Annotated in this window: 14 protein-coding genes; 12 read left to right on the plus strand and 2 right to left on the minus strand. The window is 64.6% G+C overall.

All coding sequences use genetic code 11. The features are described from left to right. Positions 1 to 145: 145 nt before the first annotated feature. Positions 146 to 817, minus strand: coding sequence for a helix-turn-helix domain-containing protein (locus HNP02_RS35555; protein ID WP_309241802.1), 672 nt, complete (start codon positions 815 to 817; stop codon positions 146 to 148). A gap of 458 nt (positions 818 to 1275) precedes the next feature. Here HNP02_RS35555 and HNP02_RS35560 point away from each other — a divergent pair, with 458 nt between their 5' ends. From HNP02_RS35560 to HNP02_RS35590, 8 genes are all read left to right on the plus strand, one after another. Continuing rightward, complete coding sequence (locus HNP02_RS35560) at positions 1276 to 3165, plus strand: fatty acyl-AMP ligase (protein ID WP_184445363.1); 1890 nt, start codon at positions 1276 to 1278, stop codon at positions 3163 to 3165. Next, complete coding sequence (locus HNP02_RS43230) at positions 3162 to 3641, plus strand: class I SAM-dependent methyltransferase (protein ID WP_255507377.1); 480 nt, start codon at positions 3162 to 3164, stop codon at positions 3639 to 3641. The genes HNP02_RS35560 and HNP02_RS43230 overlap by 4 nt, the downstream gene beginning before the upstream one ends. Further along, positions 3638 to 3916, plus strand: a complete 279-nt coding sequence (locus HNP02_RS43235) for an aldehyde dehydrogenase family protein (protein WP_255507358.1) — start codon at positions 3638 to 3640, stop codon at positions 3914 to 3916. Before HNP02_RS43230 ends, HNP02_RS43235 begins: the two co-directional genes overlap by 4 nt. 566 nt (positions 3917 to 4482) lie before the next feature. Continuing rightward, positions 4483 to 5322, plus strand: coding sequence for an SH3-like domain-containing protein (locus HNP02_RS35570; RefSeq protein ID WP_184445365.1), 840 nt, complete (start codon positions 4483 to 4485; stop codon positions 5320 to 5322). 44 nt (positions 5323 to 5366) lie between these two features. Continuing rightward, a complete protein-coding gene (gene scnC, locus HNP02_RS35575) occupies positions 5367 to 6062 on the plus strand; it encodes a thiocyanate hydrolase subunit gamma (protein ID WP_184445366.1) in 696 nt (231 codons plus the stop codon). A gap of 109 nt (positions 6063 to 6171) precedes the next feature. Next, on the plus strand, positions 6172 to 6453 hold the full coding sequence (locus HNP02_RS35580; protein ID WP_255507359.1) for a thiocyanate hydrolase: 282 nt from the start codon (positions 6172 to 6174) through the stop codon (positions 6451 to 6453). A 61-nt stretch (positions 6454 to 6514) separates the two neighbouring features. After that, the gene (locus HNP02_RS35585) at positions 6515 to 7534 is read left to right on the plus strand and encodes a zinc-dependent alcohol dehydrogenase family protein (protein WP_184445367.1); all 1020 of its coding nucleotides are present in this window, start codon (positions 6515 to 6517) and stop codon (positions 7532 to 7534) included. 188 nt (positions 7535 to 7722) lie between these two features. Beyond that, a complete protein-coding gene (locus HNP02_RS35590) occupies positions 7723 to 8745 on the plus strand; it encodes a peptidoglycan-binding protein (protein WP_184445368.1) in 1023 nt (340 codons plus the stop codon). Here the strand turns inward: HNP02_RS35590 and HNP02_RS35595 are convergent. Beyond that, a complete protein-coding gene (locus tag HNP02_RS35595; RefSeq protein ID WP_184445369.1) occupies positions 8737 to 9801 on the minus strand; it encodes an alpha/beta hydrolase in 1065 nt (354 codons plus the stop codon). The two genes, HNP02_RS35590 and HNP02_RS35595, sit on opposite strands and share 9 nt — an antisense overlap. Before the next feature lie 95 nt (positions 9802 to 9896). Between HNP02_RS35595 and HNP02_RS35600 the strand changes: the two genes are divergently transcribed. From HNP02_RS35600 to HNP02_RS35615, 4 genes are all read left to right on the plus strand, one after another. Beyond that, positions 9897 to 10496, plus strand: coding sequence for a TetR/AcrR family transcriptional regulator (locus HNP02_RS35600; RefSeq protein WP_184445370.1), 600 nt, complete (start codon positions 9897 to 9899; stop codon positions 10494 to 10496). 222 nt (positions 10497 to 10718) lie between these two features. Further along, a complete protein-coding gene (locus HNP02_RS35605) occupies positions 10719 to 11474 on the plus strand; it encodes an SDR family NAD(P)-dependent oxidoreductase (protein WP_221318396.1) in 756 nt (251 codons plus the stop codon). Positions 11475 to 11515: 41 nt separating this feature from the next. Then, positions 11516 to 12106 (plus strand): TetR/AcrR family transcriptional regulator, encoded by a 591-nt coding sequence (locus tag HNP02_RS35610; RefSeq protein ID WP_184445372.1) that lies wholly within the window; start codon positions 11516 to 11518, stop codon positions 12104 to 12106. A 99-nt stretch (positions 12107 to 12205) separates the two neighbouring features. Then, positions 12206 to 12913 carry a cysteine hydrolase gene (locus tag HNP02_RS35615; RefSeq protein ID WP_184445373.1) on the plus strand — a complete coding sequence of 236 codons (708 nt, stop codon included), beginning with the start codon at positions 12206 to 12208 and terminating at the stop codon, positions 12911 to 12913. Positions 12914 to 12932 lie beyond the last annotated feature (19 nt).

Consider the following 12932-nt stretch of genomic DNA (forward strand, 5'->3'; position numbering starts at 1 on the left):
TCAAGGGGATTCGTGTCAAGGGGATTCGAACTCCGGTTGACTGCCGCAATCGATGTCGTCGTCGGGGGACGCGCAACCCCGTTCGCACAGCGAAGAAGATCGCCACACTCGACTACATTCTCGAGTGGCCGACTGGCGGTCGGTTTCAGGCCTGGGTATCAGAGTCGCTGGGCCCATTCGGGTTCAGGCAGTTTCGCCACGCCACGTTGGCACGGACGTGCTCGGCTTGTAGGTCCGTCAGGGGTGGTTCTGCGATCGGCTCCGCTGTGGGCCGCATGCCGGCCAGCATGATCGCTAGCTGTCGGCGCCAGGCAGTGGGCGCTACGTCTTTGGATGCTTGCATGATGCCGGCCATCGACCACAGCGCGAGGTCGACGTCGGTGACTTGGATGTTGGGGCCGATGCGTCCGTACTCCTGGGCGTCGGCCAGCAGCTCGCTCATCCAGGTCCGCAACTTCAAGCTAGTTACGTCGGTCTGAAAGGCGCCCAGGGTCTTGGCCAGGAGCAGCAACCCCCGGCGTTTGCTCAGCATCTCGCCGGCACGGTACATGAATTGTTCGAGCCCCATTCCCCGGGACACCAGCCTGGCCGCTTCGACCTGCTCGGTGAACTCGACCACGAACTGTCCCACCAACTCGGCGATCAGCGCATCCTTGGTGGGGAACCGACGATACAGAGTGCCCATGCCCACACCGGCCCGCCGAGCGATGTCCTCCACACTGGCGCCGAATCCATGCTCGCCGAACACCTCCTCGGCGGCCGTCAATACCCGGGCGCGATTCAGCGCGGCGTCCCGGCGCAAGGTGGGCTCGCTCACGCCCAAACTCTAGCGCGCTTTGTTGGCGAGAACTTGCGAACCGGATGGTGTCCGGGTCAATGGACTTCATAAGTGGAGTGCGAAGTCCGGTTATGGTCAAGACTTGCGGTCCGACGCCTCGACTATCCAACTCGCCAATCGGGCTGAAATCAGCTGTGAGATAGCTGAAGAACGCGTCCGGCACAACGACTCCGTCCGCGTGGCGATCGCATGGGAACGAGCATACGAGTAATATGGAGTGAATACTCCGCTTGACGGTCGCCGGGCGCTTAGGAGGACGGATCAATCGGCATTACAGGTGGCGCCGTTGTGCCGATCGATGGAGAAATGCGCGCGACTGATGTGCGCCTCCTGTTCTCGTGGGACGAGATCGAGGTGGCCGCGGATGAGCCGGCGTGTCGCGTGAAGGTCAATGGCGATGTTCTTCTGGCGTGGAAGCAGATCGTGAGGAGGTCCCTATGACCGGTCGGGAGTCGAAGCCCAGGATCGATGACTATTTGAATTCGGCGGGCAACATCGCGCTGCCTGAGGGTATGACGTTGATGTCGAATCTGTCGGAACTCGTTGCCGCTTATGGCGAGATGCCGGCATACCGGTATCTGGATTACACACGCGTTGACGAGGGTGCGGCGATCGAATTGACCTGGGGCCAATTGGGGGCCAGGTTGCGGGCGGTTGGTGCCCGGCTACAGCAGGTGACTTCGCCGGGTGACCGGGTGGCGATTCTGGCCCCTCAGGGTCTCGATTACGTGGTCGGTTTCTTCGCAGCCATTGCGGCCGGCAACATCGCTGTCCCGCTATTCGCACCGGAGCTGGCCGGGCATGGCGAACGGCTTGACGCGGTCCTGGCCGATGCCCGTCCCTCGGTGGTTCTCACTACCGTCGGCGCTGCTGAATCGGTCGGGGTGTTCCTGAGGAGACTTCCGCGGTGGCGGCGACCGCGGGTCATAGCCGTGGATGCGGTGCCGGACTCGGTGGGCGCGACGTTCATCCCCGCGGTGCTTGGCACCGATGAGATCGCCTATCTGCAATACACGTCGGGCTCCACCCGCACTCCGGCCGGTGTCCAGATCAGCCACCGCGCGGTGTGCACCAATGTCGTGCAGATGATCATCGCCGGCGGCCTTGACATGAACATTCGGAGCGTCAGCTGGCTGCCGCTCTACCACGACATGGGTCTGATGATGATCATGTTCCCGGTGTTGTGCGGCGGGCACATCACGCTGATGTCGCCGCTGGCCTTCGTACGGCGACCACAGCGGTGGATCAAGGCACTGGCCGCCGAATCGGCGCACGGACGTACCTTCGCCGCGGCGCCGAACTTCGCCTTCGAGCTCGCCGCCCAACGCGGCGTGCCGGCCGACGGCGAGACCCTGGATCTCAGCAACGTGGCCGGTCTGCTCAACGGATCCGAACCGGTCACCATCACGGCGATCGAGCGGTTCACCGAGGCGTTCGCGCCGTACGGGTTGCCGCCGACGGCGATCAAGCCGTCCTACGGAATGGCCGAAGCAACGTTGTCCGTGGCCAGCATCGCGCCGGACGCCCGACCGAGCGTGATCTACCTCGACCGCGAGCACCTCAGCGCCCACCGGGCCGTTCCGGTGTCGCTCGACGCCGCCGGCGCGGTGGCCCACGTGTCCTGCGGCCAGGTGATCCCCAGCCAATGGGCGGTCATCGCCCATCCCGACAGTGGTGTCGAGCTCGCCGACGGTGAGATCGGCGAGATCTGGTTACAGGGCGACAACATCGGCCGAGGCTACTGGGGCCGAGAAGACGAGACCGAACTGGTGTTCCGCAACAAGCTGCAATCACAACTGGAACACCGCAGCCACGCCGAAGGCTCTGCGGTGAGCGGCTTTTGGTTGCGGACCGGAGACCTCGGCGTCTATCTCAACGGCGAGTTGTACATCACCGGGCGGATCAAAGACCTCGTCATCATCGACGGACGCAATCACTACCCACAGGACATCGAGGCCACCGTCTCGCAATCCTCCCCGGCGATACGCTCAGGATTCGTCGTCGCGTTCTCCGTGCCGGCCAACGAGCTACCCGGTGCCGCCACCGACGACACCGGCGAGCGGCTGGTGATCGTCGCCGAACGGGCCGTCGGCGCCGGCCGCGCCCAGCACCCGCCGGTGGCCCAGGCAGTCCGGGCGGCGATCTCACGCAACCACGCCCTTGCCGTGGCCGACGTGCAACTGCTCGCCGCCGGCGCCATCCCCCGCACCACCAGCGGCAAGCTGGCCCACCGCGCCTGCCGGGCCGAGTACCTCCGAAACGCTGCGAGCCACCCGACCCCGAGCATCGACAGCGGCCTGATTCCTGCCCGAGAAAGTGCCAGATGAATACCTGCACATCGATGTTCGGTATCAATGACCGACTCGCCGACATCGCCCTGCGGCACGTCACCGACACGGCCGCCCCCAAGATTCTGGACTTGACATCGGGCAATGGCGGTCTGTCGCGCAGACTGCTGGACAAACACCCCTACGTCGAGGTGACGGTCACCGACCTGGATCCAAAGGTTGTTGGTGACCTCACCCTCAGCGACCTGGGTAATCATCCTCGTGCGCTGGTGTGTCATGCCACCGGCATCGATGCCCCCGACGGGTATTTCGACCTCGCGGTCTCCGTGCGGCGATATTGCCGCGTGCCACCTGTGAGGCCGACCTGGATCCTCGGCGAGGGGATCCGCGCCGCGCCGAAGTTATTGATCATCGACCTGGGGAGGTCACTATCTCCGCCACGGACGCGCTGGCGACCGACCGTCTGTCCGTCGCTTCGGCCACCACCGGCCAGGCGTCACCTGCCTTCAACCTGAATCCACCGCCCCCTTTTGACGGTGCAGCCGACGCCATCCGGTTGGCGAGTGACTCCCGGTATGGCCTGAACGCCATGGTGTTCACCAAAAATGCGCGCCGCCCGCACCGTGTGGCACGCGCTGTGCGCGCCGGCACAGTCTGGGTCAACTGCGACTTCGTTCGTGATCTGCGCGCACCATTCGGCGGCTTCAAAGACAGTGGAATCGGCCGCGAAGGCGGCAAGCACAGTCGCGAATTCTTTACCGAAGCCAAGACCGTAGTCATGGAATTGTAGAATCCTCAAACATCAACCGCGCCAACCAGAATCGGGCCACAGGTACGACAGTCGCGAACTTCATCAGAGGTGCTCGATATCACCGCGGCCGGGCCAACGGTGCCGGGAATCCGGTTCGGGTGCAGGAGTTCTTCAACGGCGGCTGGATGCGGGGCCGCGAACGCACCGTGGCTCCGGGCTGAAGAAGTGTCCACGCGTGCACGAACTCCGCCACACCTACGCGTCCTGGATGATCCAGGCGGGCGTCCCGTCATCCAGCAGCACTGTCAATCTACGAACTTCAGCGAGCTCGGTGCGGCTGGAGGCGTTGAGTCCGGTCATGGCGCAGGAGGCGCAATCGAACACAGACCGGCCGACCGCAACGGTGCCATTTCAGTGGCGGACACGATGGCGTCTCAAGACCAGTTCTGGCAACAACTGAAACACGGGCATCGCAATTCGTGCGCACATGTCGACGGCCGTCGGATTTACCCCGCGGAATTCGGTACGACGGTCATATGCTGATGGCGGTCATCGAATTCAAGATCACGCCTGCACCAGATTTCCTCCGACTGTAAGGAAGCCTCATGAGTACTGCAGCGGAACGTGCGGCACACCTGGATCTGGTAGCGCGCTTGAAGTCGTCCTACCCGGAGATCGTGGATGCGCCGACTCCCGATCTCATCGACCACGATTACTTCACCGCGTACATGAAGACGTCCCACGACGTGGGCGGTGAGCCGGATGCGCCGATCAAGTACGAGAACAAGCAGTACGAGAAGTGGGAAGAACTGACCTACGTCATGTGCGAAGTGCTTGGGGCGCGCGGAATCTGGCTGTCGGAGGAACGTCGCAGGATAGGCAATGTCGACGTCGGGCGCGCGATCTATCTCGGGCTTCCGTATTACGCGCGATGGCTGTGGGCGGTTGGCCGCGTCCTGGTGGAGAAGCACCACATCAGCCTTGGTGAGTTGAACGACCGGATGCTGGAGGTCAAGGAGCGCTACGCCGGCGGCATCCAGGGCAGGACGGTCGACGCGGAGCCGAAGTTCGAGGGCGACGGTGCGAACGTCAAGCGCAACAGTCACCACATCGAAGCGGTCGGCAAGGGCGACCCAGGGGTGTATGCCGGTAAGGCCGGACCTGCCAAGTTCAAGGTCGGTGAGCCGGTGGTGGTTCGCGAGGAGCCCGCCCTGTTCTACACCCGCACACCGGAGTACGTCCGGGGTGCCAAGGGTGAGATAGCCGCGCTCGCCTACGAAACCCCCGCGGCGGAGGACGAGACCTGGGACCGCCCCGACGCCAAGCCGGAATGGATGTACGTCGTTCGGTTCAACCAGTCCGAGCTCTGGTACGGCTACACCGGGACCGCGACCGACACCTTGCAGACGGAGCTTCCCGAGCGCGCACTCCTCGCAGCCAACTGACCCAGCACCGCCGAGCCATCGACGTCTTGCCGAGAGGGATCCACATGACTGACCACGACCACGATCACGACCGCACCGTGAAGCCCATGGTGGACGAGATCACCGACTTCGAAGTCCTCGAGATCGCATTACGCGAATTGTGCATCGAGAAAGGGATTTTCACCCTTGAGGATCATCGGCACTTCACCGAGTTCGCCGAGCAGATCGGACCGACTCCCGCAGCACGGCTGGTGGCCCGGGCGTGGCTGGACCCGGCGTTCAAGGAGCTAGCGCTCACCGACCCGATGGCCGCCAGCAAGGAGGTCGGCGTCGACTGGTTCGAACCCACGGGATGGGGTACGCCCAGCGACTTCATGGCGTTTCAGATCCTTGCGAACACACCGACGGTGCATCACGTGATCGTCTGCGCGTTGTGTTCGTGCTACCCGCGACCGATTCTGGGCAATTCACCGGAGTGGTATCGCACCCCCAACTACCGCCGGCGGCTGGTCCGTTCGCCACGCCAGGTGCTCTCGGAGTTCGGGCTCTATCTGCCCGACGACGTCGAGGTCAGGGTGGAGGATTCCAACCAGAAGCACCGGTTCATGGTCATGCCCATGCGCCCCGAGGGGACCGACGGCTGGACCGAAGACCAGCTGATCGAGATCATCACGCGCGACAGTCTGATCGGCGTCGCTGTGCCGAAGGCCGGCGTCACCACCAACGTCATCACCGACACCCGGCCCGCCGTCCACCCCTGACCATCTGAGGGACGAAAACGTGAGTACGACAGAGGATTCCGGCTCGATCGAGCCTGCCACCATCGCGCCGTTGCAGAACATCGTGCAACGCAATCAGGTGTGGCCGGTGATGGCCGCCAAGTACGGCGTCGAGAACCCCGTGCCCCCGTGGAAGACCAGTCTGGACGGACTCTGCGACGCGCTCGACCACGCCGCCTGCGACGCCGACATCCCCAGCTTCAAAGAGCGGCGCGACGAGGAAGACGTCCTGTCGGCCACCGTGTACTCCAGCCTGCCCTATCCCGAGAGCCAACTGGTGTCACTGGCCCACTCGTTGGTCGCTCATGGCGTCATCGACGACGCCGAGCTGCAACAGCGACTCACCAGCATCCGCGCCCGACTCGAAGCCTGAACCCCGTACTTTCTCGCATGGTGTGGCGACACCTGGCGCCGACCGGAGGACCATCAGAACGATGAGCACCATGCGGTCTGTCGTCGCCGAGAGGATGGGCGAGCCGTCCGAGGTCCTGCACCTGCAGACGCGCCCGATTCCGGAGCCCGGCCCGGGCCAGGTCCGGATCCGGGTGGCAGCGGTGCCCGTCGAGGCCAGCGATCTGCACACCATCCGCGGTAGATACGGCTTCACCCCGGAGTTCCCCGCCGTGCCCGGGATCGAATCCGTCGGTGTGATCGACGAACTCGGCAGCGGCACAGACGGTCTGACCGTCGGGCAACGCGTCGTCACCGTCGGGGTCACGGGTACGTGGCAGGACTACGTCGTTGCCGATGCGGAGCGGGTCCTGCCCGTTCCCGCGGGCATGAGCGACTCCACCGCCGCCCAGATTCTCAGCAATCCGCTCACCGCCGTGATCTTGACCGGTGATGAACTCGACGTTCGACCGGGTGAATGGCTCTTGCAGACCGCGGCCGGTTCAACCGTGGGTCAGATGGTCATCCAGCTCGGCGCGCACGTCGGCTTCAAGACCCTCAACGTGGTCCGCCGTCGGTCCGCCGTCGAGGGCATCCTCGGGTTGGGGGGCACGGCGGTGATCTGCACGGAGGATGAGGACCTGCGCGCGCGGGTGGCCGACATCGTGGGCCATGACGGGGTGTCCAAGGCGATCGACGGTGTCAGTGGTCAGGTGGGTGCGGACGCGTCGCGCGCGCTGGCACCGTCGGGTGAGCTTGTCGTCTACGGTGCGCTGTCCACACATCGCCAAACTGAGCCGGACAAACTCACCATCCCGATCTTCGCGCGCTCACTGATCTACGAAACCAAGACCGTTCGGGGGTTCTGGCTGTTTCGGTGGTTGAGTCAGACACCGAAGGATCGGATGGCCGCAGTGATCGACCGGACGATTCAGCTCGCCGACAGCGGCGCGCTGCGCGTGCCGGAAGGCCAGCCGATCCCCGTCGAAAAGTTCAGCGAAGCCGTCCATTTGGCCGAAGCTCCCGAACACGGAGGCAAACCGCTGTTGGTGTTCGAACCGTAGGGGATCGTGCTGGCACGCTTTGCCGCGACGGGCACGATCAAGAAGCTTTCCAGGGCGACACAATCAGTAAGGCCCTCTCAGGGGTAGCTGAGTGATTTCGTCGGTGTGGTGCGCTCTGAATCCGTGACGCGCCAACGCAATCGGCGTAGTCTTGGTTTGCATCAGCCCTCAGAACAAGGAGGTTCGCGATGGCTATCGTCTTGAAACCCGGCGATGACAACGACTTGGTTCGGATGCTTCAGGCCCGGCTGAACCGCGACTACCCCCTCTACTCCAATCTGGTCGTTGACGGCGACTATGGGCCGGCGACGACCGCGGTCGTCAAGGAGTTCCAACGACGTTCCGGGCTGCAGGCCGACGGCCTTGCCGGGCCGCTGACCTTGGGCCGGCTCGGGTTGAGGTTCGATCAACCATCCCCGCTACCGACCAACTTGCCGTTCTTCTACAACGCCTCCGGTACCTGGAGCACCCCGTTCCAGGGACCGCAGTTCGACGTGGGTTGGCGCCTCGAACAGATGGGTCGCGTTCGCAACCAACCGGTCGGATACCCCGCCTCGGGGTTCCTCTATCCCAACCCGTTCCTCAGCTACAACGAGTCGGTTGCGCTCGGTATGGCGGAACTCGTCCGTCTGATCTTGATGAATGCCGGCAAGTTCTACCTCTGTGGCTACAGCCAGGGTGCTGAAGTCGTGGTGCGCACGTTGGGTTTGATGCTGCCCGGTCAGCCACTCGCCCATCGTGCGGGCGATCTGCTGGACGTCGTCACCTTCGGCAGCCCCTGTCGCGCACCTGGGCCGACGCTGCTCGGCAACGCCCCCGTTGGCGCCGGAATTTCGAGAGTCTTCACACCGATCGAGTTCCGGTCGCGCACCTACGATTTCGTGCTCGATGGGGACATGTACGCGACCGCGACCGACGACACGCTGCTCCACCTCGGGTATGAGGCGCTGACCGCCCTCGAACTCGACCTGCCGTTCGCACTGAAGATCATCACCCTCATTCAGAGCAACGAGTTCCTAGCCCTACTGAACCTCGCCAACACGCCCGAGACGTTCGCGAAGGTGGTCAAGACGGCGATCGTGGTGGGGGACTTCCTCGTCCGCAATCCGCACATCCACTATCAAGACTGGATTGCGTTCAACGGCCAGACGGCGGTCGACCGCGCAGTTCAGATCCTCGCTGCGACGCCTGTAGCGGCGGCGTCAGCGTAGTTTCGCGTTCAGGAACTCGACGAGGTCACCCATCACGGTCGTCGTCGACCACAGCTGCGCCGACCCACCGAGGTCTCCGTGACCCGCGCCATCGATGACGTAGCGGGTGCTGTCCGCACCGGCCGCGCCTAACGCGTTGTGCAGCAACAGCGTTTGACTCGGCGACACGATGCGGTCGTCGCTGCCGTGGAAGAACAGGAACGGTACGTCGCCTGGGGCGACCAAGGTCATCGGGTTGGCCGCCCCGGCCGGTGCGCCTGCGAAGTACTGGTGGCCGACGAACTGCGGCGACGCCAACGCGGACGCGGTCTCCTCGTCGAAGTCGGCGCCGAGGCGCGACATGTCCGATGGGCCGAACTTGTCGACGACCGCGGTCACGGCGCTGCTCTGGTTGAGGTTGTCACCGAGGTCGAACTCGGGGCGTCCAGCCGTCAGCGCCGTCATCGCGGCCAGATAGCCGCCCGCGGACTCGCCCCACAAGACGACCTCGGTCGGGTCGATGCCGTACTCGTCGGCATGCGCGCGCAGAAAACGCACCGCGGACTTCACGTCGGCCAGACCGTCGACGTAGCGTGCGCCGTCGGTGACGGTGCGGTATCGGATGCTGGCGACGACGTAGCCCGACTCGGCAACATAGGTTCTCAGGCCCAGGGCACCGCCCTTGTCGGCTTGGACGAAGCCGCCGCCAGGTACGTAGATGACCAACGGCGTGGGGCCGGGGGTGGCCGGCGTCAGCACGTTGAGGGTGAGCGCACCGGGACCGGCGCCCGGAGTCGAATAGACGACGTCGTTGTGGCTCGTCAATGTCACACGGCCGCACTGGATCTGCGGATCGCCGTCGACCTTCTGGACGACGCTGGTGCTCAAGTCGCTGGGCGCCACCGTCTTCGCGGCGGGAAAGGGCAGGTTCGGCGGGGGAGCGCCGGCCGGGGCGCACGGGCGCAGCCTCTCGTCGTCGTCCGGCGACGCGCCGACAGTGTCCGGCGCGCATGAGCAGAGGAGGGCGGCGAGTGCCACCACGGCAAGCACCTTCGAGGGTCGGATCGTCCTCGGCATCGCCGTCCTCCCATTAAGCGGACAAGTAATGTCCGGTTAATCGATTTCTATCATAACCGGACATTAGATGTCCACTTTCCGGTAGCATCCGCGGCATGAGACGGGATGCCCGCGAGAACCGCGAGCGGATCACCCGGGCAGCCAGGGCGGTGTTCGCCGTGCGGGGACTCGGGGCCACCCTGCATGACATCGCCGATCACGCCGGTGTCGGCGTCGGCACCGTGTATCGGCACTTCCCTGGGAAGGAACACGTCGTGGCGACCGTGTTCGACGAGGAGGTCGACCGGGTGGTGGGGCTGGCTGAGCGAGCGCTGCAGCATCCGCAGCCGTGGGAGGGTTTCACCCAGTTCTACCTCGACGTCGCAGGCGAATTGACGTCCGATCGCGGACTTCAGGAGGTGATGTTGGCCGCCGACGCCGACGCACCCGCCGGATCCTCGGCGCAGGCGCGGCTGGCGAAGTCGGTCGAGGCGGTCGTGGCGCGTGCGCAGGAGTCCGGTGAGCTGCGCGCCGACTTCAGCGGCTCCGACTTCCCGATGATCGCCCGCATGTTGTGCGCGGTGAGCAACGTCGCCACTGACGGCGATCGGCAATTGTGGCGTCGCTACGCGATGTTGGTGCTCGACGGGCTATCGACCCGGTCCACCGCGCCCCTGCCGCTGCACCCCGGCCCACCCGATGCGGCGGGTGCATGATGCTGCGGGGCATCGACTTTCGCGCGCGCAACTCGGACTAACGAGATCACTAGTCCGAGTTGATGGCATTTAGTCGGACTTACGTCGGGCGAGTTGAAGCGCTTCTCCTCGAGCTCGAGGATCTGGATGCGGTGCTGACCAAGGTCGACGTCGCCGCACTGGCGGCGGGTGCGCTCGACGCTGAGCTGGATGAGTGGCGACGCTCGGTGCGTTGGTATGAACGTGCCCGATACTCGCCTCACCGACAGGACCGTGATCGTCACCGGAGCTGGATCCGGGATCGGTCGCGCCACCGCGATCGCGTTCGCCAATGCGGGAGCGCACGTTCTCGGCATCGGACGCCGCGAGGCCAGCTTGCTGCAGACCGCTAGCGAGCATCCTGCGGTGGCGACGTTCGTCGCCGACGTGTGCGCCGACGGCGCGCCTGAGGCCGTCATCGAGGAGGCGGCTCGTCGGTGGGGGAGAGTCGACGTGCTGGTGAACAATGCGGGGGCCGCTGCGATCGTTCCGCTCGGTGAAGTCACCGGCGCTCGCATCACGGAGTTGTTCGCCCTCAACGTCACCGCTCCCAGTTTGCTTGCCCGCGCAGCTCTGCCGTATCTCCGCGAGGTGCATGGTTCGATCATCAACGTTTCCAGCACCTTTGGGCACAGACCACTGCTTGGCGGATCGCACTACGCGGCAAGCAAGAGCGCCATTGAATCACTTACCCGGAGCTGGGCACTGGAACTCGCCGCGGACAACGTGCGGGTCAATGCAGTCGCCCCGGGCCCCACGGAGAGCGAGGCCCTCGCCGCCGCAGGGTTGCCCGAAGAAGTGGTCGAGAAGATCAAACGGGATGAGGCAGAACAGATTCCGCTCGGGCGGCGCGGTAAGCCCGAGGAGGTCGCGGACTGGATCGTGCACCTCGCGGACCCGGGATCCACATGGCTGACGGGACAGATCCTCACCGTCGACGGCGGCCTAGAACTCACCTGATCCCATCGGAGATAAGCGACCGGTCGGCTAATATTGAGCGCATGCCACGGCCGCCCAACCCCGATGTGCGCCGCCGCTTGCTGGAAGCGGGCCTCGACCTCGTACATGCGCGTGGATTCGCCGCGAGCGGGGTCAAGGACATCACCGATACGGCAGGCGTGCCGAAGGGGTCGTTCTACGCGTACTTCCCCAGCAAGGAGGCCTTCGCCGCGGCGATCCTCGAGTACTACTGGTCGGACATCGAGAAGCGACTAGTTCCGATCCTCGACGCGGACGGGTCGGCACAGCAGCGAATCACCCGCTTCTTCCATGCGCTGGCCGACGAGCACGAGGCCCGCGATTTCCTGCTCGGCTGTTTGATCGGCAACCTGTCGCTCGAGCTTGGTGGTTCGAGTGAACCGGCACGCACTGAACTCCTCCGCATTCTCGATCGCTGGGACGAGGTTCTCACGGCGCGTGTGCGTTCCGGTCAGGGCGACTCCGGTGGCATCCGGACTGACCTCGATGCCGCCGAACTTTCCGCCCTGCTCATCGAGGCGTGGGAGGGCGCGGCGCTTCGCGGAAAGGTGACCCGCAGTCGCGCCCCGTACGACCGGCTCGAAGCAGTCACCATCCCGGCGCTTCTGCGCTGATCTGTCACGGCGAGGTGGATCACACCTTCACGGGACTATTTATAGACGACTGGTCGTCTATAAAGGTGAGTACCGATCATCATCGACCAGCGAGGAGCCATGACAGACCAGAGCATCTACGCCGAACCAGAGAATCCCGCGCTGCCGAAGTCCGGCTTCGTACTGGATCTCGAGCACGCGGCGCTCGTCGTCACCGATCCGCAGATCGACTTCCTCAGCCCGGACGGTGTGTCGTGGCCGGTGTTCGGCGACAGCGTCACCGAGAACGGCACCGTCGCCCACATCGGCGAACTGTTCGACGCCGCGAAGGCTGCGGGCATCACCGTCGCGGTGTCGCCGCACTACTTCTATCCGACCGACAAGCAGTGGCGGTTCGGCGACCCGCTCGAACAATTCATGGGCTCCGTCGGCATGTTCGCGCGCCAAGGCGCGTACACGACGGCCGGTTTCACCGGTTCAGGCGCCGACTTCCTGCCCGACTACCAGCACCACATCCACGACGGGCAGACCGTCATCGCCTCCCCGCACAAGATCGTCGGACCCGAGTCCAACGACCTGGTGCTCCAGCTGCGCAAGCGCGGCGTGAACCAGGTCATCTTGGCGGGGATGGCCGCCAACCTCTGCGTCGAAGGCCACATGCGCGAACTCGTCGAGCAAGGCTTCGAGGTCGTCGTCGTCAAGGACGCCACGGCAGGTCCACGCCTGCCCGAAGGCGACGGCTACCTCGCCGCGTTGGTGAACTACCGATACCTCGCCAGCGCCGTCTGGACGACGGCCGACGCCATCGCCCATCTCAAACAGTCGTAATCAACCGAAAAACAACTAT

The organism is Mycobacterium sp. AZCC_0083 (assembly GCF_014202335.1).
Classification (GTDB): Bacteria; Actinomycetota; Actinomycetes; order Mycobacteriales; family Mycobacteriaceae; genus Mycobacterium.